The sequence below is a fragment of the Pseudoalteromonas sp. C2R02 genome, assembly GCF_018860845.1.
Lineage (GTDB): Bacteria > Pseudomonadota > Gammaproteobacteria > Enterobacterales > Alteromonadaceae > Pseudoalteromonas.
The window spans coordinates 78095-102832 of the sequence record NZ_JAHKQC010000052.1; the positions used below are offsets into that span (position 1 = coordinate 78095).

17 protein-coding genes are annotated in these 24738 nt (G+C 33.3%); 6 read left to right on the plus strand and 11 right to left on the minus strand.

What is annotated here, in order from left to right; translation table 11 throughout:
* Positions 1-863 precede the first annotated feature (863 nt).
* Positions 864-2408 carry a sigma 54-interacting transcriptional regulator gene (locus KO527_RS24390; protein WP_216042845.1) on the minus strand — a complete coding sequence of 515 codons (1545 nt, stop codon included), beginning with the start codon at positions 2406-2408 and terminating at the stop codon, positions 864-866.
* 191 nt (positions 2409-2599) lie between these two features.
* On the opposite strand from KO527_RS24390, the gene KO527_RS24395 reads away from it, so the two are divergent.
* Positions 2600-3193 (plus strand): DUF938 domain-containing protein, encoded by a 594-nt coding sequence (locus KO527_RS24395; RefSeq protein ID WP_216042846.1) that lies wholly within the window; start codon positions 2600-2602, stop codon positions 3191-3193.
* Here KO527_RS24395 and KO527_RS24400 read toward each other — a convergent pair.
* From KO527_RS24400 to KO527_RS24430, 7 genes are all read right to left on the minus strand, one after another.
* Entirely contained in the window at positions 3190-4326 is a 1137-nt protein-coding gene (locus tag KO527_RS24400; protein ID WP_216042847.1) for a GNAT family N-acetyltransferase, read from the minus strand. The two genes, KO527_RS24395 and KO527_RS24400, sit on opposite strands and share 4 nt — an antisense overlap.
* Positions 4327-4334: 8 nt before the next feature.
* A complete protein-coding gene (locus KO527_RS24405; RefSeq protein ID WP_216042848.1) occupies positions 4335-5594 on the minus strand; it encodes a HAMP domain-containing sensor histidine kinase in 1260 nt (419 codons plus the stop codon).
* Positions 5584-6966: a sigma-54 dependent transcriptional regulator gene (locus KO527_RS24410; RefSeq protein WP_252734099.1), complete on the minus strand. Its 1383-nt coding sequence runs from the start codon at positions 6964-6966 to the stop codon at positions 5584-5586. The genes KO527_RS24405 and KO527_RS24410 overlap by 11 nt, the downstream gene beginning before the upstream one ends.
* A gap of 94 nt (positions 6967-7060) precedes the next feature.
* Positions 7061-9565 (minus strand): ABC transporter permease, encoded by a 2505-nt coding sequence (locus tag KO527_RS24415; protein ID WP_216042849.1) that lies wholly within the window; start codon positions 9563-9565, stop codon positions 7061-7063.
* A complete protein-coding gene (locus KO527_RS24420; protein ID WP_216042850.1) occupies positions 9562-10269 on the minus strand; it encodes an ABC transporter ATP-binding protein in 708 nt (235 codons plus the stop codon). Before KO527_RS24420 ends, KO527_RS24415 begins: the two co-directional genes overlap by 4 nt.
* Positions 10270-10354: 85 nt before the next feature.
* A complete protein-coding gene (locus KO527_RS24425) occupies positions 10355-11593 on the minus strand; it encodes an HlyD family efflux transporter periplasmic adaptor subunit (protein ID WP_216042851.1) in 1239 nt (412 codons plus the stop codon).
* A 322-nt stretch (positions 11594-11915) separates the two neighbouring features.
* Positions 11916-12863 carry a hypothetical protein gene (locus tag KO527_RS24430; protein ID WP_216042852.1) on the minus strand — a complete coding sequence of 316 codons (948 nt, stop codon included), beginning with the start codon at positions 12861-12863 and terminating at the stop codon, positions 11916-11918.
* Between the two features lie 358 nt (positions 12864-13221).
* Here KO527_RS24430 and astB point away from each other — a divergent pair, with 358 nt between their 5' ends.
* Positions 13222-14562 carry an N-succinylarginine dihydrolase gene (astB, locus tag KO527_RS24435; protein ID WP_216042853.1) on the plus strand — a complete coding sequence of 447 codons (1341 nt, stop codon included), beginning with the start codon at positions 13222-13224 and terminating at the stop codon, positions 14560-14562.
* A gap of 72 nt (positions 14563-14634) precedes the next feature.
* Here astB and KO527_RS24440 read toward each other — a convergent pair whose 3' ends face one another.
* Both KO527_RS24440 and KO527_RS24445 read right to left on the minus strand, forming a co-directional pair.
* Positions 14635-16803 (minus strand): prolyl oligopeptidase family serine peptidase, encoded by a 2169-nt coding sequence (locus KO527_RS24440; protein WP_216042854.1) that lies wholly within the window; start codon positions 16801-16803, stop codon positions 14635-14637.
* 212 nt (positions 16804-17015) lie between these two features.
* Positions 17016-17951 carry a LysR family transcriptional regulator gene (locus KO527_RS24445; protein ID WP_216042855.1) on the minus strand — a complete coding sequence of 312 codons (936 nt, stop codon included), beginning with the start codon at positions 17949-17951 and terminating at the stop codon, positions 17016-17018.
* Positions 17952-18095: 144 nt separating this feature from the next.
* On the opposite strand from KO527_RS24445, the gene chrA reads away from it, so the two are divergent.
* The 4 genes from chrA to KO527_RS24465 all read left to right on the plus strand — a co-directional run bounded on the left by chrA (position 18096) and on the right by KO527_RS24465 (position 21497).
* Positions 18096-19247: a chromate efflux transporter gene (gene chrA, locus KO527_RS24450; protein ID WP_216042898.1), complete on the plus strand. Its 1152-nt coding sequence runs from the start codon at positions 18096-18098 to the stop codon at positions 19245-19247.
* Between the two features lie 101 nt (positions 19248-19348).
* Complete coding sequence (locus KO527_RS24455; protein ID WP_216042856.1) at positions 19349-19780, plus strand: DoxX family protein; 432 nt, start codon at positions 19349-19351, stop codon at positions 19778-19780.
* A gap of 68 nt (positions 19781-19848) precedes the next feature.
* Positions 19849-20784, plus strand: a complete 936-nt coding sequence (locus KO527_RS24460; RefSeq protein WP_216042857.1) for a LysR family transcriptional regulator — start codon at positions 19849-19851, stop codon at positions 20782-20784.
* Positions 20785-20888: 104 nt separating this feature from the next.
* Positions 20889-21497, plus strand: a complete 609-nt coding sequence (locus KO527_RS24465) for a LysE family translocator (RefSeq protein ID WP_216042858.1) — start codon at positions 20889-20891, stop codon at positions 21495-21497.
* Between the two features lie 133 nt (positions 21498-21630).
* Here KO527_RS24465 and KO527_RS24470 read toward each other — a convergent pair whose 3' ends face one another.
* Positions 21631-24597, minus strand: coding sequence for an ATP-binding protein (locus tag KO527_RS24470; RefSeq protein ID WP_216042859.1), 2967 nt, complete (start codon positions 24595-24597; stop codon positions 21631-21633).
* Positions 24598-24738: the final 141 nt, after the last annotated feature.

Consider the following 24738-nt stretch of genomic DNA (forward strand, 5'->3'; position numbering starts at 1 on the left):
CAATAATGAAGCTTTTAGCTGTTTTAAAAACATAACCCGCAATACCAATATCGTCAGATATACGGCTCTCTTTTTTAAGTCTAGTGCAAATAGAGTAAATAACTCGTTATGCTGACTATTATGTAAAAATCGAACTTCTTTCTGAATCACTTTCACGGGAAGCGATATTTGCTAAAGTGGAAAAACTTGAGCTAAGGTTTCTTGTAGCGCAATTTCGCGGTTAATTTTAAATATACGTTCAAGGCAACTCGATTTCATAATTTGATCCGTAACTCTAAGTTACATTATTTTTTAATAGAAGGCTTAATTGTTGATGTTCTTTATTTATTACTTTGCTGTTGAGAGTCATTTTGAACATTTATTTGTAGCTGGATTCTATCTCCTAAGTTTTGCACTGTGCTTTGAAATTTCAGGTTTTAGTGAGTTAAATTTTATATTACTTTGTGGATGTTTTGCTTATGAACACTTGATTTAATTTCCAGTTTGTCACGTAAGCTTTGTATTGTTTGTTGTAATTGAAGGTTTTCTTGGTTTAAGTCGAATTTTACTTTTTGAATGTCTTGTTCTCGAATACTGGCTGGTAATTCTAATTGATCTCGTAAAGTACTAATGGTTGCTTTAAATTCATTAGTTTTATTATTTAAAGCATTCTAAATATTGAGCGCTGATTGCGCTTTAGTATCTTGTATTGTTTCAAGCTGCAATCTGGTTGCTGCTATCATTTGTTTTAAATGGACATTGTCATTTTTAAGTTGACTTAATTGAGACAATGTAAATCCTAAGATGAATTCATTTATTTAATAATAGAATAAATGAATTCATCTGATTGATTTGTATTTAAAGCTTTAAAATATGTGAGCTTGTTAATTTTTATCGATACCATATTCTTTTAGCTTATTGGCGATTGCTGTATGGGAGACCCCTAGTTTTTTAGCGAGTTTTCTGGTGCTCGGATAAATAGGATAAAGTTGACGAATTAAATCAGCTTGAAATTTTTTGGTCGCCTCTTCTAATGTATCGCTAAATGCTTCTAGGCTGGTTTTTGGCGCAAGAATATCTGAAGGTAAATTCAGCATTTGTGGTGTTAATTCTGTGGAGCCATCTACCATGCTGATAGCTTGAAATATAATGTTTTTTAACTCTTTTACATTACCTGGCCAGTCATAAGCTTGCAATTTATCAAGGCTTTTTTTCGATAAGGTAAATTCAGTTTCACCTTGCTTATCAGAGTATTGCTGTAAAAAGTATTTAGCTAATATTAAAATATCTTCTTTGCTTTTTCTTAAAGGTGGAATACTTAATGAGCAGGTATTTATTTGGAATAATAGATCTTGTCTGAATTTTCCGGCTTTCATTAATTTAACTAAACTTTTTTTATTTGAACAAATAATTCTGACATCAAACTTTTTATCTGGATTATTATTCAATGTGGCTGTTTTAATTAAGTTTATTAAACTAATTTGCATCTCATTGGTGAGCTCTGATATTTCATCTAAATAGACTGTGCCAAAGTTAGATTGTTCAAATACACTGACAATTTTCTTTTCTTTACAGCCATATAAAATATCATTTAGGTGGCTTTTTTCTAGTGTTGCACATGAAATTGAAGTGAACTTATTATTTTTTCTGTTACTTGCATCGTGACATGCCTTTGCTATGCGTCTTCTGCCTGTACCTACTTCTCCCATAATTAGAATAGGCTCTTCTAGTAGTGCAACTTTTTTGGCTTGTAATAAAGTGCGCTTAATCGCAGAGCTTTGTGAACGGATAGTTTCAAATCCGGCCATGATACTTTTAGTTGATTTATTTTTTGGTTGTTTTGTTGAGTCGGTTTGCAATATATTAATTTGCTTGCTTAATCTTGAGGATGATTTAAGTAAAACAATACCGCCAGAAAGCGTTTTAGTATCTAGATTTTCAGTAATATAAATCGGTAAAATTTCAGCTAAATAGTTTATACCATTTACTTGTACTCTTACCGTTTGATTTATGCCTTTTAGATCATCAAACCAGTTTATAAATGAAAAACCTTGAAGCCACTGATTGAGAGTTTCATTCTCAATCTTTTCTTTTGAAATATTTATTAATGCCAGGGCTGCTTCATTGGTTCTGGTTACTTTACCTTTTAAATCAATGAAAAAAACGGGATCAGGTAAAGAGTTAAGTGCATAATGCTCTGTTTCTAAAGGCATATTTTTAACACTTCTAACATCAAGTACATGATCAAGTTTACGTATTTCGGGCATTAAATTTTTAAACCGTTCAAATTCCAATTCAGGAAAATGCACATGAATAATGCCATTACTATTGGCTTCAACTGCATAGAGATTCAAATCATAATTTTCTAGAATTTCGAGTAACTTTCGTGCTATTCCGGTTTTATTCTCACAAAGAATTTCAAGACGCATAACTCTACTCTTTAATTGACGGTTATTATTTAATTGACGGTTTGCCCTTTACGTAAACGTAAGGCTGAAGGTTAGTTTAAAACTAAAGTGATATTATTGGCAAGTAAGATTTACGTCTAGATAGACTTGTTTCTAGACAAAAACATTATAGAAGTTTAATCTTATCAAAAATTTATATCGAGTTATTACAAATGCAAAAGCCATATTCTCAAGCCTGTGAGAACAATAAATCATATATTCTTAATATTCTCAAAGGTGCCTTTAGTACTCACTCTAACGTTTTAGAAGTTGGCTCGGGAACAGGTCAACACGCAGTGCACTTTGCTAAAAATTTAACGCATTTAACATGGCAAACTAGTGACTTAATAGAGAATCATCAAGGTATTAATCTTTGCATTGATGATGAGCCTTCTGATAATTTAAAACGTCCATTACCGCTTGATTTTTCCAAGCCTTGGCCTGTTGAAATAGTTGATGGTATTTTTACAGCGAATACTTTGCATATAGTCAGCGAGGCCTTAGTGGTATCATTTTTAAAAGGGGTAGGGCGACACTTAGAAAATAATGGCACTTTGTGTATTTATGGTCCTTTTAAATATAATGGTGAATTTACAAGTCCTAGTAATGCACAGTTTGATTTATGGCTTAAAAATATAGACTCAAATCGAGGCATAAGAGATATAGAAAGTATTTTATCTTTAGCTAAAAAAGAAGGACTTTTATTGATTAATGACTTTGATATGCCAGCAAATAATCAACTTTTAGTATTTAAAAAATCATTTTAATCGTCTTTTTTATAAGGTGATAAAGCTTGGCACTCTTTAAAGTATTGTTGCATATGTTGTGTTTCTCTTTGTAAAAAGTCATCGATAGCTAATGCAAAGTCAGAATGAATAATTTTGTGGTTTGAGTAAGTAAATACAGGCTCAAACCCTCTTGCGATTTTATGCTCGCCTTGCGCACCAGAGTGAAAGCATTTTAGTTTGTGTTTAATGCAGTACTCTATGCCTTGATAATAACACAGCTCAAAATGTAAAAAATCACATGGCTCATTTGCTCCCCAATAGCGCCCATAAAGTATATCGTCTGATTTTAAACTCAAAGTAGCTGCGATTAATTCATTAGATTTTGTTGCTGTCATGATAATTAAATCATCGGCTAAGTGCTGCTTTAATAAAGTAAAAAACTCTATATTTAGATAACCTAGATGACCTGAGCGTTTTAAGTAAGTGCGTTGATAAAATTCAATAAATTGTTTAATCAAGTTATCACTAATGTCATCACCGCTTAGCCACTCAATTTGAATATCTTGAGACAGTACTTTTTGTCGCTCCTTTTTTATATTTTTACGCTTTCTAGCATTTAGTGAAGTTAAAAAACCATTAAAATCAGAGTAGCTATTATTAAACCATTGAAATTGTACTCCGATCCTAGGCATGATTTTTTGCTGCTTTAATAAGTTTGATGTTGTTTGATCACAAAAGTTAATATGCCAGCCAGACCAAAGGTTATTGTGTGCAACTTGGTTTAGTGTAGTGCAAATAAATCGATATAAAGCGATAGTATCGCTTTCTTTATGGGCAATACGTAATCCTTGTATTGGTGAAAATGGTATTGCATTTATCCATTTAGGATAATAATTCAAACCATTATTTTGATACGCTTCAGCCCATGACCAGTCAAATACATACTCTCCATAAGAGTGACTTTTTATATACCCAGGCAAAATCGCAACAAGAGAGTGCTCTCGATATATTAAAAAGTGATGTGCAACCCAGCCTGTCTTTTCAGTTGCAGATAAACTTGATTCACACGCATTAATAAAAGCGTGTTTGGTGAATGGGTTATCATCAAAAAATGCATCCCAAATAGATGAATCAATGTCATTAATATTATTTAAAATTTTATAGGAATACATTAGTAGTGTTATTTCTTTGTTGGCCAAGTCATTGAAATCATAGCACCGTGAGGATCAACATTGGAGACTTTTAAATGACCTTGGTGGTTGCGGGTAATGTTATCGCATAGTGATAAACCTATACCTGAGCCTGTTGATTTAGTGGTATAAAAAGGCGTTAAAGCATTATCTAAATTGGCAAACCCAGGACCATTATCAGTGATTTCTATAACTTGATTCTGTTGTTGGCTATATAAGGTGATAGATACTTCACAGGTATCTTTTGAGCATGACTCTTGTGCATTTTTTAAAAGATTAATAAGTATTTGAGAAATTTGATTTTCATCTCCATAGCATAAACCTGCTCCTTTATAGTGAACGTTAAGCGGCGCTCTTATCATGCTTTTGGCCTCGTCTAAAATATCTATAAAATTAAACCAAGTGCAGTGAGGAGCTGGTAATTGCGCTAATTGAGAGTACTGGCCAATAAAAGCAAGTAGTTTCTCGCTTCTACTTTTGATTCTATCAAGTACCATTCTGGTTTGGCTTTCGTTGAGTTGCTCACTGCATAATAAAGTATCAGCCATAGATGCCATTGGGGTGAGTGAATTTCTTAGCTCATGAGAGAGTACTCTTACTAAGTTCTTTTGTGTGGTCGTTTGGTTTTCATTCAGTAATTGCGAAATATCTATGGCAGAAAACAGCCAATGTTTTTTAGATTGATTTAAGTAATTTATGCTTTGTTTTTGCCATTTATCATCAAACTTAACATGACTAAAATGCCCATGTTTAAATTTAAAACCTAAATTTGATGCTGATGTACCATTTAGCATAGGTTGTTGTATTTGCGCGTTCATCGCACTATTGCGATAAATTAGATTTAAATTTTGATCAAATACACATACGGGAATTGGCCAAGAATCTAATATATGGCTCAGTAAACTCTCAACTGTATTATTTTGTGTATTTTTTTTAAGCTTGTTTTGAGCTAAAGCTTCGATTTCTTGTTGTAGTTCTAGTAATAAATTATTTTTATTTTGTTTTTTATATTTTAAATTATGCTCGCCATCTTTTAAAACTTGGGTATAGGTCGTTAGTTGCATTATGGATTGACACCAAAACTGATAATATTTATTAGCACTGAAAATTAATGGGTACATTAATAAAAATATTAATGTGCTGATTGCTAATATACTCCAATTAAGGCTGTATGTGAGTGCCGTAACTAAAGCCATTATGATTAAAATAATACTTGTTAGCCCAGTAATGAGCCACTTTTCATGACTCATATTTGATGCCAAACTTTTCTAATCTGCGATATAACGCATTACGAGAAATTTCTAATCGCTTTGCAGCTTCAATTACTTGACCAGAGCTTACCGATAACGCTTTTTCGATTAGCTGTCGCTCTGCTTGCTCTAGTGGTTGCAGTGCTATTCCTGAGTCTTGGCTATTCGTATTATCTAAAAGTAATGCTTGGGCAGTAATTTCTTCATTTGTCGATAATAAAACAGCACGTTCAATCGCATGACTTAGCTCTCGAATATTGCCTGGCCAAGTATGTTGTTTCAGTTTTGTTAACGCGTCAGATGAAAGGCTTAATATTGATTTATGATACTTAGTACAAAATTGATCTATAAAAGTATCAGCTAAAGGTTTTATATCTTCTAACCTTTCTCTTAAAGGTGGCAGAGTGATCACTAAAGTATTTAATCTGTATAATAAATCCTGACGAAATAATCCTTCATTTACCAGTTTTGATAACTCCGCATTAGTGGCGCTGATCAGCCTTGAATTGGTATTTTGTGTTTGGCTTGAGCCTAAAACTTCATATTCACCGGTTTCTAAAACGCGTAATAACTTAGGTTGTAAGTTAAAAGGTAAGGAGCCGATTTCATCAAAAAATAAAGTGCCTTGATCTGCTAATTGAAAACGGCCAATGCGATTTTTTTTGGCATCGGTAAATGCGCCTTTTTGATGGCCAAATAATTCACTTTCAAATAAGTTATCAGGTATAGCCGCCATATTTACTGAAATTAAAGGTTTATCTTGTCGGGATGAAAATTGATGAATACGTTTAGCTAATTGAGATTTTCCTGTGCCATTTTCACCTAATATTAAAATATTGGCATCCGTTGGTGCTATTTGTTCAATGAGTTGCTCAATTTGTTTCATGGCATCTGATTGGCTAATCCAAGTTTGATTTTTATTGCTTTGTTTTTCACTTAATAGTGTTTGATAGCCTTGGTGTTCTTGTTTTATTTTTTTAAAGCTTAGCTGCTGATTTATGCTGTTGAGTAACTTTGCTTTATTCCAAGGTTTTTCTATAAAATCAGATGCACCTTGTTTTAAACCGTTTACTGCCAATTCAACATTTGCCCATGCGGTCATCAAAATAATAGGTATATCGTTATTTTTTAATTGGGCTAATATTTCTAAGCCTTCTTGGCCACTTGTGGTATCGCGGCTGAAATTCATATCTAGCAAAATGAGATCAGGGTTTTGTCTATTGGTTTGGGTGATCACTTCTTTAGCATTAGCTGCTTCAATGGTTTTATAACCTTGAGAGGATAATAATAATGCCAAGGCTAATCTGATATCTTCGTCATCATCAGCCAGTAATATTGTTGCTTGATTATTTTTATTAGGTGTTTGTTGCAAACTAAGCTCCGTGTTTATTATAAGTAATGAGAAAGGCAACTTATAAGTTGCCTTAGTTTAACTTAATTAACCTGAGGTTTGGATAAGAGTTTTACTATTCTTCTCTTAATGCTTTCATAGGATCTGAGCTTATCACTCGCCATGCTGGAATAGACACAGATAAAAGCACTATGATGATCAAACCTATATCTAAGCCTGTCATAGCTAACCAATTAAATTCTGGGAGCAATGTGAGGCTTGCTTGTAATTGCTGATAACCAAAAACAGAAATGATAAATCCTAAGCCTAAACCTGAACCTAACATCCAAAATGCATCTTTAAGAATAAAAGTTAATAAACGACTTTGTTTAGCACCTGTGGCCATACGTACAGCTAACTCGTATTTCTTTTGATTGGTTGTCATTTGAGTTAAACCAGCAATGCCAATGGCCGCTAAGAATAAGGTTAAACCTGTCATGGTTAATACTACCCAAAGGCTTAATCGATCACTTAAAGTTTGCTCATCCCAACGATCTTTTAATGAAGTAACTTGAAGGTTAGTTAACATCGGGTATTGCTTTGTAATTTGAGTTTGTATCTGCTGAGCGTTCATACTTTGACCATCAGGAAGGTTTACAGTAAATGAAAATGTGCTGAACATATTGAATTGACCGAAATATACGCGTGGTGTGATGATAGGATTAGCTCTGCCAACTTGGCTTTGAATAGAACCAACAATCCCATTAATTACAGATTTTACGGCTTCACCATTTTCATTTTCTTGTCCTAAGTCTATTGTTTTACCGATTATTTGGTCATAAGTTAAATTAGGAAATAACTCTTTAGCCATATTAGTATCTATGACGATGCGTTTTTCACTATTTTCAATTTGTGCTTTTGTTAAATTAGTTCCTGCTAAAATAGGAATATCAAATGCCTCAAAATAATTAGGCGTTAAAAAGCTAGGCTGAAATAAAATTTGATGGCTTGGATTATCTTCGGGAATGTATGAATTAAGTATGTACATATCAGTGAGAGGTGCACCTGTTGGGATCACAACTTTACTGTCAGTTACATTAGTTTCAATTATATGAGTTATATTTTGGTTTACTTTTTGTGCTTTACTGCCCTGATACCTCGTTGGGTTTGCTATTTTTTTAGCCCACTGGGGATCAGATACAGACATTGATACTTCATAATGATTACCTAATTCAAAACCTAAATCACGATAAACAGCATCATAACTTTGAGAGGCAAGCATCACTGAAGCGGTTAATAATAATGATGCAACAGCTAATTGTATTACCATTAATGTTCGGCTTAACCAGTGATTAGATTGTGCTTGTATACCTTTACCACTGCTATTTAAATTAGTGGCAAGAGCTTGTTTATTGATATCAATTAAGGCAAAAGCGCTAAAGAGTATGCTTAGCAAAACAATGATCATAAATGAAGCGGCTAATGTTGTATTGTTAACTGCTATTTCGTTAATCATAGGAAGGTTGTTATTAGTAATATGAGGTAAACTTTTTAGAATCCAACCTGTTACTAAAAGCCCTGATATAGTAGCCAAAATAAAACTAGGTAAATTTTCTAATAAAACTAATAGCCTCAACTTTAATAAGCTGGAACCTAAACTTAATTGTATTGCAAACTCTTTATTGCGGGCTTGATAGTGTGCAATAAATAGATTAAGCAAGTTTAGTGTTGCCATTAGAAGCAGACCGATAACTGCAGTAAATAAAGCATACACTAAGCTTTTACTTGAGCCCAACAAGTGATTTCTATAACTATCTGTGATGACTGATGCAGGGCTGCTATTGATAAACCCTAAATAGCCTTGTAGCTGATCTTCAGGTGTATTATTTGTTATGTACTGTGTGCGCCATTGTAAAACTTCTTCTTTTGAAGGTGGTTTGATATTGGGGTTTTTAGCTTTTAATAATAAGGCTTTTATATCATCTCTTACTGCACCTTCTTCTGTTTTTCCTAATAAACTAGTTAACTTAGAAATAAACCAAATTTGCTCCTGAGCGATAGCATTATTATCTGGTGCATCCATTAAGTCTTCTATGATCCCGGCTATGATATAACTTTTATTATTATGCGTTATTTGTTTACCTATCGCTGAGTCATTACCTGAAAAAGCTTGTTGCCATAAAGAGTTTGATATCCAAACATACTCATCTGGCGCATCTATAGTGACATCTTGTCCTTTAAGTAATTGGGTACCTAATACATTTAAAATAGTATCAGAGGCGGAAAATTGTGTAGTTGAATATGTTACATTATTAATGCTAACAGCTTCTTCATTATTAGATGAAATACCCGCCCAAGTTCCTAAATGCTTATAAGTTTCATTAAAGTCAGCTAAGCGGCGCAAATTCCAATATGAAATACTCATATCTTTACTAAACTGCATCTGAAATTGAAATGTTTGAATACTATCTTCGTTATTTACGCCTTTAAGTGGCTTTAAAAATAACGTGGATGAAATCGCTATTACGCTTAATACTGCACCTAAAGTAAGGCCTAAAGTTACAATAAGCGGAATACTTAGCCGTGGCAGTGAAAATACTCTCGCGATCCCTGAGATAAATGCTTTTTGGTATAAACTCATGCAACCCCCTGAACATTTTGTGCAGCGAATTGTTCAGTGATAATTTGACCGTCTAACAATTGTATTTCGCGGCTTGCACAGCGAGAATAACGACTATCATGGGTTACCATTACAATAGTTGAACCTGCTTTATTTAATTGCTCTAATAGCAACATCACCTGATCACCATTTTTACTATCTAAGTTACCTGTGGGTTCATCTACTAAGATGAGATCTGGCTTACCAACTAAGGCTCTGGCGATGGCGATACGCTGTTGTTGACCACCTGAAAGCTGGTTAGGTCGGTAGTTTTTACGATGTAGCATATCGACTTGATCTAATACTGCTTCTACACGGGTTTTTATTTCAGCTTTTTTTACATTTCTATGTTCAAGTGGCAAAGCGATATTTTCGAATACAGTTAAATTATCAATTAAATTAAAAGACTGAAATACGTAACCGATATGTTCATTTCTTATTTGTGTTCTTTGATCAATTTTGAGGTTTGCAGTATCAATTTGGGCAATTTGATAACAGCCTTCACTTGCACTATCCATTAGACCCATAATAGATAATAAAGTTGATTTACCACAGCCTGAAGGTCCTGTGATAGCCACAAACTCTCCTTGCATAATTTCAAGAGAGACACCTTGCAAGGCGTGAGTTTCTATTTGTTGGCCATCATAACGCTTATGGATATTACTCATAGAGACAACTTGTTTCATAATATATTCCTTATAATTTTTCTATCCAAATCATTGTAAAGGGCCTTTACGTTTTGGCATTTTACATTGATTTGGGTGGATATGGTTAATCTAATAATGCTAATTGTTTGAACTGGCTATATTTACTTAAATCTGAACTCACAATTTTATCGCCAGCGTTTAAGCCTTTGGTGACAACTAAATTTCCTTGAGATATATCACCAAAAGTAACTTCTCTCTTTTGCAATGTATCGTTTTGTGTTTGTATAAATACATTGAGTTTACTGTTTGGGCGCATTCCTGATGCTTGTTGGGTAAATACGGCATCTTTTTGATGTTTTATAAATACTTGTGCTGATATTGTTAAGGCGGGGCGTGCATTTGTTGTTAATTCACTATCAATAATTGCTTCCGCCAGTACAGAGCCATTTTTTACAACACTTTCGATGCGAGAAATATGGGCTTGAATTAAACCTTTTTGTGTATCTAATATCACAGGTGCATTAATATCTATTTGATCTGCCTGATGTTGCGGCAAACGTAATCTGGCGATGAGTTCTTTATTGCTACCTACTTTTGCGAGAGACTCACCTAGCTGAACGCTTTGACCTAACTCTATTTCTAGGCTTTGTAAGGAACCAGTGATCCCCGCCTTAACTTTCATATCTTCAAGTTGCTGTTCTAATAAACTCACTTGTGAGGTTTGTTGTTCAATAGTGATATCTTTTTGAGTGAGTTGGTAACTCTGCATCTCTATAAATTGCTGGTACTTCTCTTTTTCGAACTTTAATCGTTTATTTTGTTGTTCAAGGGCCAGTTGTGCGCGTTGTAACTCAATTTGTGAGGCAACGCCTAATTTTAATAGCTTTTGATTAACTGAAAGTTCTAGTTGTGCTTTTTCAATTTCTGCTTGGATATCTGCAATATTACTTTGGTAGTTTAATCTTTCATTTTGTTGTTCGTATTTAAAAGCCTCACGTTCTGCTTTTTGTTGTGCTAATAACCCTTTAGATTCACTTACTTCTTGATTTAATTTAGGGTTGAATAAATGAAGTATGACAGTTTCGGGCGTTACTTGGGTGCCTGGGCGTACCAGTATTTGAGATACTTTTCCCAGTGCAGGGGCTGTTAATAAACGCTCTTTTGCTGAAATCAACTCACCATAGGCGTTAGCGTATATATCCATAGGCCCAGTTTGCACATTTTGAAAACTCACATTTTCTTTTGGTATAGATTTTACCGACTTACTGCTAACTGCGTAAGCGGCATAACATAATAAAGAAATAAACAGGCTGATTAATATGCCTTTCTTCCAAGGTTTGTTTTGTGTTAATTCTATTTTCATTGTTGAGGACACATATTATTTAATAACTTGAATTCTTTAATGGAATTACTGTGCCAATTTTATTTTATTTATTTATCAATAAGTTATATTTTTCATTGTATTTTTTGAAGTTATTTTTGTTCGGTTTTAGTTTTTTATGTTCGTTTTTAAGCATTAGAAATTGTTTAATAAAATTGAAAATAAGCACAGATAAAAAATGAAGGGGTTACTGAATTGATTTAAATTGGGTTTAGCCTTAATGCAAAGCAATTGTCTGTGATGTGAAGCGCCAAAAGCTTAATAACTTGCATTATTACTAAGTTATTTGGCACTATAAACTATCTTATATTTTTACTTTTTCAATGTGTAGTTCTTCAACTTGTGCTTGTATAAAGCAATTTTCTAGTATTTTCTTTGATGGCATTGCGCCCAAAGCAGTATCAACTTTCATTGTTTCAAAATCAATGATAGCGGGTATGACATTGGTGCTATTTCTGATTTTTTTCTTTTTAAGGCCTTTTAACACAGTTATATCATCATTACTGGGTGATTTATCAAATGTAAAATAGATGTAATGTAATGAAGCTTGAGCTGATGATGAAACTGCTTTTTTGAGTGGTAGTAGTCTCTCGAAAAGATCGTCGTTATTAGCTTTTACCTGCTCTATTGTTACTTTATTCATATCAATGAGGGATACAGATACAAATGAATTAAAGTAGTTTTTAAAAGCTATAAACTCTAAACCGGGCACATCATCTTTCTCTTCAATATTTAAAACGCTAGGCTCTAATTCAGTAAACTCCTGACTATTAATAAGTATATCTTTTAATCGTTCACGCGCTGTAGGTAAGGGGCTTAAAAAAGATGCTTTTTTCTTCATTTTTTTTCTAATATTAAAGCCAATAAAGCCTATTGCTATTAAAAAGATCATTTTACCGCCAATACGGTGCCAAAAATCTAATAAAGGCATTTGGGGGAACTCATTTTCAGACTCAATTAACATGATTGAAATTTGATCTTGAGGAAGGTTTAAATATGTATCTTCTTGTCCTGTAGTGCCAACAAGCCTGCCGTCATAATTCCAAATAGGAATAAATAGGACTGCGACTGATTTATAGATATAACCTATATTTACATATTCCCCTTCAGGTGTTTGGAATCTTTCATCATTGGGTAGATCAATAACCTCAATTATCTGTTCGCCACCAAAAGATAAAAATCCAGCTTTAGCATGTGCGAAACTTGAGCTGAATATTGATATTATTAATATAAATATGCGTAGTGTATTCATCGTAATCCTTTACTTAAATAAATGCTCTTTTAGAGCCGGTTAATTGTTTATTTGTCACAGTAGCTTTATTTAGAGAAGTTAACTCTTTAAATATTTAAAAATAACATTAGGAATTAAATCAGAGATTTATACTGGGTTAAAATTAATTTTATAGTGTAAAGGAATTTATATATAAAATCACGTACCGATTTTAGGTGTGTTTTTTAATGATTGAAAACTTAAATATTTTCACTCGTAAAAATAATACAAAGTAACCTAATAAATTAGGTACAATGATACTAAGGGGCATTTTTTGATTTTAATGAAGTTTAATTACTTGATTTGAATCTTTATTTTATAGGTTTCAAAAGGTTGTTTAATGAAAAGTTTAGAAGTTAATTTTGATGGATTAGTTGGCCCTACACATAATTACGCGGGTTTATCTGAGGGCAACGTTGCCTCATTAAAAAGTGCCCACGATAGATCAAATCCAAAAAGCGCTGCTAAACAGGGTTTAGCAAAAATGAAAGCTTTACATGACTTAGGCTTAACGCAAGGCGTATTGGCACCGCAAGAAAGGCCTGATTTGTATACCTTGAGACGTTTAGGTTTTAAAGGGAAAGATGCTGAGGTATTAGCACAAGCATATAAAGAAGCACCTAATGTTTTAGCTGCATGTTATTCAGCATCGAGTATGTGGACAGCTAACGCTGCGACTGTTTCACCTTCATCAGATACCTGCAATAAAAAAGTACATTTCACTCCTGCCAACTTAACAAATAAGTTTCATCGTTCATTAGAGCCAGATACTACCGGCAATATCTTAAAAGCAATCTTTGCTAATGATGAATATTTTGAACACCATAAGCACTTGAATGATAGTGATCATTTTGGTGATGAAGGGGCTGCTAATCATACGCGTTTATGTGGTGACTATGCTGATGCAGGTTTGGAAATTTTCACTTTTGGCCGTTTTGCATTTAATCCTGATATGCCTAAACCACAAAAGTTTGCTGCAAGACAGACGATAGAAGCCAGCCGCGCAGTTGCTAGGTTACATGGTTTATCAGACGATAAAACTGTATTTGTACAACAAAACCCTGATGTGATTGATGCGGGGGTATTTCATAATGATGTAATTGCAGTCGGCAATCAAAATGTATTGTTCTACCATGAACAAGCTTTTTTGAATACGGGTGCGTTTATAGAAGAAGTGAATCAGAAACTCGAACATCAAGAATTACATTTTATACAAGTACCTAGTAATGAAGTGAGTGTGCAAGACGCAGTTAATACGTATTTGTTTAATACTCAAATAGTCACTTTGCCTGATTCATCAATGGTGATTATTGCGCCATCACATTGTGAAAATAATCTAAATGTAAAAACGTATTTAGATCGTTTAATAACAAAAAATACCCCGATAAAACAAGTTAAATACTTTGATGTAAATGAAAGCATGAAAAATGGCGGTGGGCCTGCCTGTTTACGTTTAAGAGTAACATTAAGTGAGCAAGAGTTAGCTGCTGTAAATCCTGCTTGTATTATGTCGGACAATTTATATAGAAGATTAAATACTTGGGTTGATAGTCATTATAGAGATGTAATAAAACCTGAAGATTTACAAGATCCTCAGTTATTAATTGAATCTAGAACTGCATTAGATGAATTAACTGATATCTTAAATTTAGGTTCAGTTTATAAGTTTCAACAAGTATAGAATTAAGACATTAAAAAAGGGTTACTCATATATTATGAGTAACCCTTTTTTGTTTATATACTTAAAACCAATTTACAGCTTTTGCACACCCATATTATATAAAGTGAAACCATAAATATCGGCATATTGCTCAATGGTTTTACTTGTTGGTGTACCTGCGCCATGACCAGCATTGGTTTCAATACGGATCAGAGTCGGGTTTGTGCCTGCTTGCTTAGATTGTAGCTCTGCCGCAAACTTAAATGAATGTGCTGGTACTACACGGTCATCATGGTCGCCTGTTGTTACCATAGTTGCAGGGTATTGCACGCCAGGTTTTACATTATGAACTGGAGAATAAGCTTTTAAGTAATTAAACATTTCTTTACTTTGCTCAGCTGTACCATAGTCGTAAGCCCAACCTGCACCTGCAGTGAAAGTATGGTATCGCAACATATCTAATACACCAACAGCAGGTAGTGCAACTTTAAATAGTTCAGGGCGTTGTGTCATAACGGCACCAACAAGTAAACCGCCGTTTGAGCCACCATTTACCGCAAGTTTAGGGCTTGAAGTATATTTTTTGTCGATTAAGAATTCGGCTGCTGAAATAAAGTCATCAAAAACATTTTGTTTTTGTAGTTGTGTACCCGCTTTATGCCATTCTTTACCGTATTCACCACCGCCGCGTAAATTGGCAACAGCATAAATACCGCCTTGCTCTAACCAAGCTGCTCGTGTTGGGCTAAACCTTGGCGTTAGGCTGACATTAAAACCGCCGTATGCATAAAGAATTGTTGGGTTTGAGCCATCTAATTCAATACCTTTTTTATGGGTAATGATCATAGGTACTTTTGTACCATCTTTAGATTTATAAAATACTTGTTTAGACTCGTATTGTTCGCTATCAAATTTAGCATTTGATTTACGGTATACCTTACTTTCACCTTTAGATGCATTTAAAGCGAAAGTTGTGCCTGGTGTTTTATAGTTAGTAAATGAGTAATATAAAGTGGCATCGTCATCTTTTCCACTAAAACCTCTTGCAGTGCCTACTCCTGGCAGTTCGATTTCACGTATCTCTTTACCTGATTTATCAAACTGCTTAACTTTTGAAATAGCATCAACCATATATTTAGCAAAAATATAGCCGCCACCAGTCGAAACACTTAATACATTTTTTGTTTCAGGGATCAAATCTTCCCAGTATTCTGGGCTAGGATCAGCAGCATCTACAGTCACAATTTTTTTATTAGGTGCATTTAAGTTAGTTACTAAAAACAATTTACTGCCTATATTATCTAAAACATAGGTATCTGATTCTGTATTATCTAAAATTGTAACTAACGGGCTTTTAGCTTTAGTTAAATCTTTAATAAATAGTTTATTACCCGATGTTGAAACAGATGCTGATACTAATAAATATTTATCATCTTCAGTAACATATCCGCCAATATAACGATGTTTTTCGCTATCTGTGCCACCAAATACCAGCTGGTCATCTTTTTGCGCTGTACCTAGCTTATGAAAGTACAATTTATGTTGATCTGTTTTAGCAGATAGTTCGCTACCTTTTGGCTTGTCGTAGCTTGAGTAATAAAAACCTTCATTACCAATCCAAGATATATCACTGAATTTAACATCAATAAGCGTTTCCTCTATTTGTTTTTTAGATTCAACGTCTATGATGATTACTTTGCGCCAATCACTTCCACCTTCAGAAATTTGATAAGCAGCAAGAGAACCATCTTTAGAAAAGCTTAAACCTGCAAGTGATGTGGTGCCCTCTTCACTGAATTTATTTGGGTCTAAGAAAACCTCTGCTTCTCCATCACCTTTTTGGCGATAAACAACATATTGATTTTGTAGACCATCATTTTTATAAAAATATGTGTAGTTACCTTCAGTAAAAGGCGCGCCTACTTTTTCGTAGTCCATTAAATTTTTAAGGCTTGCTTTTAGTTCATCGCGATATGGAATTTGTGATAGGTAATCTGCTGTTACTTTGTTTTGTGCTTTAACCCAATCAGCAGTTTCTTCGCTCATATCATCTTCTAACCAGCGATATGGGTCGGCAACTTGCGTTTCAAAGTAGCTATCAACTACATCACCTTTTTTAGTTTCAGGATATTGAACCGCAGCGATTTGAGAGGATGTCTTTTTAGCTTCAGTTTGTGCATTTTTGTTATTATTTTGTACTTCTTGAGTACCACAAGCTGTCAGTGCCATCAGTACGGCACATGTGAGTGCTTTTTTAATCATCGAACTTTTCCCTAGTAACTAAATATAGAGACGTTAAGCTATAGTGAAACGAAGTGAAAGTCTAGTGATTGTCGATGAAGTGATTTCTCTTTAATTACATGGCGTTATATTACTTCTATAGCTTTATTTTATTTTCATTTACAATGATTTACTTAAGTAATACCAATTCCCTTAATTAACTGGTCACTTAATTATCGAAATTGCTATAAGTTTCAAGATTGCCTTAATTTTGATACATGTCCTGTAATAGCTGATTTTACTTGCTGACGTAACCACTGATTTTTTTGATGTTGATCGTTGCGCGCTTCCCATAATATTTCTATTTTAAAGTCTGGTACCTCAATAGGCGTTTTAGCAAAACTCAGTTTATTTGAAAATAAATCAATTTTAGCCATTAACTCAGGCACAACACACAGTAAATTTCGCCCCGTTAAAAGGTGTCTTAAAGTTAAAAAATTACGTGTGGTGACTTTTACTTTTCTTTGCTGGTTATGCTGAGATAACTGTTTATCTATAGGTGATGATATTTGGCCATTAGAGCTGGTTAATGCGTGAGGCGTTGTACAGTATTGTTTGATTGATATCGGCGTTGTTATGCCAGTAGCTTGCTTATCAAATAAACAAACGTGGTGTTCAGTATATACATGTGAGCGGTTAAAGTTTTTATATTCATTATTAATACTGCCTAACATTAAATCGAGATGATGTGTTTTGAATACCTGCTCAAAATTACTTTTATCAACATGATAAAAACAAATTTGGCTTTGTGGTGCAAGGCAAGAAATTACATCAAATAGGATAGGGGCAAAAAGTAATTCAGCGTAATCAGTTAAACCTATTTTAAAAGTGCTATTAAATTCTTTAGGCTCAAAAGTACCTGTACGCAAAACTTGCTGAGAAATTTGATTTAAAATACTGGCGATCACTGGTGTGAGTTCTATGGCTTTTTGACTTGGCACCATATTATGGCCTTGGCGTTCAAATAAAGGGTCGCTCAGTAAATCTCTTAAGCGAGATAAGCTATGACTCATAGCCGACTGCCCTATTTTTAGTTTGTCAGCGGCTTTGGAAACACTTTTTTCTTCAACTAACGCATTAAATACCACGAGTAAATTAAGATCTATGGCACGCCAATTAATTTCTTTCATCTTTCATACTCTTAAGTTGTTAATATCAGAAATGGTTAATATGTTTATTAATTATATTCATACTAACAATCAAAACAATCAATTTGAATCATTGTTATAAATTTATTATCTTGCAGCTATTAATTGTATAAATAGATTTAAATGATGTTTGAAATATTCTGTAAATTTTTCATTTTAGGGTGCGTTAGCTTTGGTGGGCCTGCCGCACATATCGGTTACTTTAGGCAAGCCTTTGTTGAAAAACATAAATGGTTAAGTGATAAGGATTATGGCCAATTTGTTGCTTTAAGCCAGTTTTTACCCGGACCTGGTTCTAGCCAAGTTGGGTTTTCTATCGGTTATCATCGCGCTGGGTTACCAGGGGCTATCGCTGCATTTTTAGGTTTTACTTTGCCTTCGGTTATGGTGATGTTAGTGATTGCTTTATTAAGCCAGCACTTCTTAAATAATACTATTTTTGAAGGTGTGGTCCATGGTTTAAAATTACTTGCTGTGATTGTTGTGGCGGATGCTGCTTGGGGCATGTTTAATAACTTTTGCAAGCAAAAAATATCAGTTGCTTTATGTGCTTTTACCGCGATTGCATTATTAATGGTGCCTTCGCTTTATACACAAATATTAGTATTAATTATTGCCGCTTTAATTGGTAAATATTTTTTGATACCAAAAGAGCGCAGTGAACAAAGAACACTCTCAAAAATGAAATTAAATTGGCCGCCATTAGTTATATTTATAAGCTTATTGGTTGTTTTACCGTTATTTTCTCATTTGAATGCACATACTAAACTGTTCTCAGACTTTTTTCAGGCGGGCAGTTTTGTTTTTGGTGGCGGTCATGTTGTTTTACCTTTATTAGAGAACTTAGTGGGTGAACAATTGAGTCAAGATGCATTTTTAACTGCTTATGCAACTGCACAAGCTGTGCCGGGACCTATGTTTACATTAGCAACCTTTTTAGGCTTTGAATTATTGCCGAACTCACCCATTACAGGTGCATTTTTGGCAACTGTAGCTGTATTTCTTCCTGGTTTTTTATTGATATTAATCGTATTGAAAAACTGGCAGGCTTTAGCGAGTAATCCGAGTATTTCAGGGGCTATGAACGGTGTGAATGCTGCTGTGGTAGGATTATTATTATCAGCTTTATATCAGCCTGTTTTTCAAAGCGCAGTGATTAATGGCATTGATATGGCTTTAGTTGTACTTGGCATATATTTATTAAAATCTTTGAAGCTCCCTATTTTGGCATTAGTGACTTTTTATTCATTGTTTGGCGTACTTTCAATTTATCTTTAAAGGGTGTGAATTTATTTCATGGGTTTTAGTCTTAAAAAGGATTTCTATTCATAGCTAAATGTCATTAGAATATTTAGCTATATTTTATTTTAGGTACACTCATGACAGACATATTAAAAAAACTATTCGCGAGTAATAATAACGATATCGCTCCTTTAGTAATAAGGCTCACTTTAGGTGTGATTTTTATCGGTCACGGCTGGGGTAAGCTATTTGGTGAAGGCAATCCAGCAGGGTTTGCGGGCTGGTTAGGCAGTATGGGTCTAGAACCTAGCTATTTATTAGCTGTTGCAGCAGGTCTTGCTGAAACACTTGGTGGTGCTTTGTTAATTGCGGGTTTATTTACGAGAACGGCTGCAAGCAGTTTAGTTGTAGTGATGTTAGTGGCAATTGGTTTTGTGCATCTAGATGCTGGTATGTTTGGTAAAGGGGGATATGAATTCCAACTTTTACTTTTAGCGGGTGTTGTAAGCTTATTGATCCAAGGTGCAGGTAAGCACTCTGTTGATGAAATAATTTATAAAAAAATGTAGTATCAAAAGACCCATTTAGTGAATAGTGTATTAAATGGGTTTATTTCATTAACTAAAGGCACAACTTTTTGAATAACTACAAGTTATTACCTGCACTTATCTCTCTATTACATACTCGTAATCTCACCGAATCTGCAAAAACGCTGAATGTGACACAATCAGCTATGAGTAAAACCTTATCTCAAATTCGTGATGCCTTTCATGATCCTATTTTAATTCGAGAAGCCAATCATTTTGTACTGACAAAACGAGGTGAAGAATTAAAAACGCAGTTGCCCAGTTTAATACAAAGTTTAGATAATTTATATTTACCTAAAAAGTTAGATATAGCGCAATGTGAACGTAAGTTTATATTGGCTTCAAGTGATTACGTATCACAATTTATCTTACCAGATATATGCGCAAAAATGGTAAATAGTGCGCCAAGTATTAGTATTGAATATCAGTTATGGCAAAAAAACTGGTTATATGAATTATCTCAAAAACCTTTAGATTTAGTATCTACAATCGCAGATTCAGTGCCTGAAAACCTTTACGGTAAAAAAATGGCTGAAGATGAATTAGTGATTGTAATGCGCAAGGCACACCCTAAAGTGGCAAGCCCCTTTACACTTGATGATTATACAGATTCAAAACATATTGTAATTAGTGGCGGTGGCGATAAAGATAGTCCAATAGAAGCAGCTTTATCTGGACAAGGTAAAACAAGAAATGTATTTGCATCAGTACCGTTTTTTCAATCTGCGATAGAATTATTATTACAAACAGACACTATTTTAACAACACCGCTGCATATTGCTGCTGACTTTTCACACCTTCATGATTTAGAAATTAAACCTTTACCGCTAGATATAAAACCCCATCAATATTATATCTTGTGGCATGCAAAAAATAATTTAGATCCTGAACATAAATGGTTTAGAGAAATATGTTATCAACTTTTTAAAGCGCATTTAGATACCACAATTGAATATGGATTAAAGTTACTTAAAAATAACAGATAAAGCTAGGTATGAATTTTTCACATACCAAAAAGTCAATAATTTGATTTTTATTCATGCTATTAGCAAGGTAAAATAAACTTAATATAAATAAGTTTGAGAGTAATATGGAATTAGCAGCGTGGTTATCTTTAGCCTCTATCTGTTTATTAGGAGCGATGACCCCAGGACCAAGTTTAGCGATTGTTTTAAAACATACCGTTTCTGGTAGTCGAATGAATGGCTTTATTGTGAGTATTGCACACGGTGCGGGCATTGCTTTATACGCATTATTAACTGTTTTAGGGATGGCACTTGTCATAAAAGAAACGCCTTGGTTATTCAATGTGATTAAATATACAGGCGTTGTATTTTTACTTTGGTTAGCATTTAAAGCATTCACTTCAAAATCTTCTCTAGGTAAATTAAAGCATGAAAAAACATCCGTAACGTTTAAACAAAGTGCATGGGAAGGTTTTATGATTGCCTTTTTAAATCCTAAAATTGCCATGTTTTTTTTAGCACTGTTTAGTCAATTTATTGATGCTGATGCCAGCTTAGAGCAAAAAATAATTATGATAGGCACAGTAGGTGGTATAGATACTATTTGGTATTGTTTAATTGCGCTGGTGTTATCAAAATCAAGTATGTTAGAAAAGTTACGCAATAACGTGCATATCATTGAAAAAATCACTGGCGTTGTTTTACTGGGGATTGCAGCAAGAGTACTAATGTAATTTTTTAGTGAGATTAATATTGTAAAATACCCAAGTCACATTTTTTATGTTACTTGGGTATTGTTTATAATAAGGTAAGAAAGCATAAACACCAACAACATCTGGTCTTAAACTGTAAAAAATAAATAAAACCTTAACTTAACTGTTCTGCTAATATTTTATATAACATATGAAGCTCAATGGGTTTATCTACGCGTGCATTAAAGCCAAGCTGTTCATAGTTTTTTATGTCGTCTTGTATATTATGCTCACCCACTGCAATGATAGGCATTATAAAGTTTTTAACTCTAATTTCTTTACAAGTTTCTATACCATTTATAACCGGTAGTTGGGTATTCATCATTATCAAATCTGTTTGTTTTTCTTTTAAGTAATTAAGTGCTTCTTGTCCGTTTGATACAATTGACACATTGGCTTTAGTTGCCTCTAGCATACTTTTAAAAATGACCTTACTCACTGCGTCATTCTCTACCAATAAAATATGTTTACTCTCAAAGTGAGGTATAACTTCTTGAGTATGTAAATGCATTTCTTGAAAATTTTTATCTTGTTTTATCAAAGGTAAAATAACTAAAAAGCAAGAGCCTTCACCTATTGTGCTGCCTACACTGATAGAGCCATCCATCAACTGTACCATTTTCTCTACAATGAGTAGGTCAATACCAGAGCCATCACATAAATGTGTGGTAAGTTTTATACCTTGGTCTATATGATTAAAAAGACTCGCTGCTTTTTCTTTGCTCATACCTGAGCCAGTATCTGAGACTGTAATTTTAATAGATTTTTGATTGTTACTAGAATCAATAATATCGATATGAATATCTATACTGCCATCTATGGTGAATTTTAAAGAGTTTAAGATTAAATTCAAAATTATTTGTCTGATCCTAACGGGGTCGCCTAACCAACCATCAGTAAAATTGCTTGAATAAGATACTGATAATTTCACGTCCTTTTTCTGTGCTTCATGAGTCATATCATGGATTAAAGTATGTAAAAGTTGTTTAATACTAAATACAGACTCTTCAATAAATAACTTATCTCCTTCAATTTTTGAAAAGTCAATAATATCATCTATGGTACAAATGAGTGATTTTGAGGAAAATAATGCTTGTTCAATGAGTTTGTTACTTTTATCAGAACTGGCTTCATGATTTAAAATTTGTAAAACGCCATATATGCTATTCATAGGGCTTTTAATTTCATGACCCATATATTCTATAAATTTACTTTTAGCTATTTTTATTGATTCAGTTTCATATTTTGATTTTTCAAGTTGCTCTATCGTTTTAGTTTCGAAATAAATATTTTTTATGACACCAATGAATAGCTGCTCTTTGTCAAAAGTGATTTCAGCCAAAGTAATATCAATTGGAAACTTAGTTTGGTTTTTATGTAAACCTTCAAGGTTACTTCTCTTTTTTACGACTAAAGGTTTTTTCTTTGTATTAAAACCTTTCACATGGCTGTCATGTTCTAAACTGAGTTCTGTTGGCATTAATACATTGACACTACGTCCTACAATTTCTTTTTCGGTATAACCAAATAAGGTTTCTGCTTTTTGTGAAAAAGACTGAATAATACCTTTATTATTTATGATAATAATCGCGTCATTTAAGTTGGCAGTTAAGGTATTTAATTTGTTTTTTTCGTCATTAAGTTGATCATTTATTTTAGTTAGTTGTTCCTCTTTATCTTGAGATAAGCGTGAGAAATACATAAGTAAGGAATATAAAAATTTGAACATAATAGCCATAAATAATAGCCAACCGGGTAGGCTTGAGGTGATATTTTTAAAAAAAACTAAGCTTGGGCTTAATGCTATTTTCCAGTCCATACCATGAATTGACATGGCATGGCTTTGTGTAAAGTGGTTATCATTAATGTTATTAGATAATGAACTATCAAAAATATCTTGATAGTTGTGATTTAATTTTAGTGCTATAACACCACTATTTTTAGATTGGATACTGTTTAAAAAAGCTTTTAGGTCAATATGAATAACCACAAAGCCTTTTAAGTTTTCATTATCTAAAAAGCTTGGGGTTACCACTATTAATGCCGTATTTTGAGTGTTTTCACTTATTTTTGTATCAGCAGAAAATACTTTAGTTTCCTCTACTTCTTTAAACAGTTTTAATAACTTGTCTGAAAAATCATTTTTTATATCTAAATTTGGCAATGTATAGACTTGATTTGCAGTATTAATATCAAACCATTGAATATACTTGATCCAAGATGTTTTATAGATTGGATCTACGGGGTTTATAGGAGAATTGTTTTTATCTGTTTTTATATTAGTTAACTGCTTTAGTAGAGCATTTAATGCTTGATTTGCATTACCTTCAATAACAGTAATCTCATTTTGTATTTGTGTTTTAATCGCCCTAGACTCTTGATTGACACTTTGTATCCACAAAATCAAAAATATGATAGAAACTAGATAAGTAGCATTAAAACTGCTTTTATTATCTTTTTTATACTGTTTATTTATAAATAACCTCATGCTCATTGAAATGCATAAAATAGCTAAAGCACTATGGATTGCAACAGGAGAAAAGTAACCCCAAGCGTAAAAAGAACTAATGCTAAAGATATAGCCAAAAAGTGAAATAAAGAGCAAAGAAATCGTAATAAATAGACTGCTATTGCAAACCAAGACAGTTATTTCTGAGTTTATTTTTGGTGATGTAAAAGTTAAAAAATTAAGGGAAATTAAAATAAAACATAGTGAGGAGACTGGTGACATTCTACCAGGTAAAAGGTTAAATAAATTATCGGTTTGACTAATAAAAACCTGATCTAAACCTAAGTTTATACTTAATATATATTCTAATAAGGTAATTAAGCTTATAAACAATACAATGCTAGGTAATAACGCTCTTAATTTATGTTTGACAGTAAAAAGGCTTATGCCTAGCAAAAATAAGCATATAGCCTCATTAAAATGCATTGGAGCAAGAAACTTGTGAAGTTGAATCAATAAAGCTTGGTTTAAGTACCAAGCGAGTATTACCACAAATCCAAATAAGCCTCCAATAATAGAAAAAATTTTACTGGTTAATGGCAAAGCAATAGTGTCATTGTTTTTGATATTCATTGTTATCCTAAAATAATCCAAAATACAAAAAGTAAAACTGTTTTAAATATAGTTTAAAAAAATCAGAATGGAATTATTCGAAAATCATAAGTTTCAAGGAAAAAACAATATCTGTTTCTATAATTAAGTAAATTTAAAATT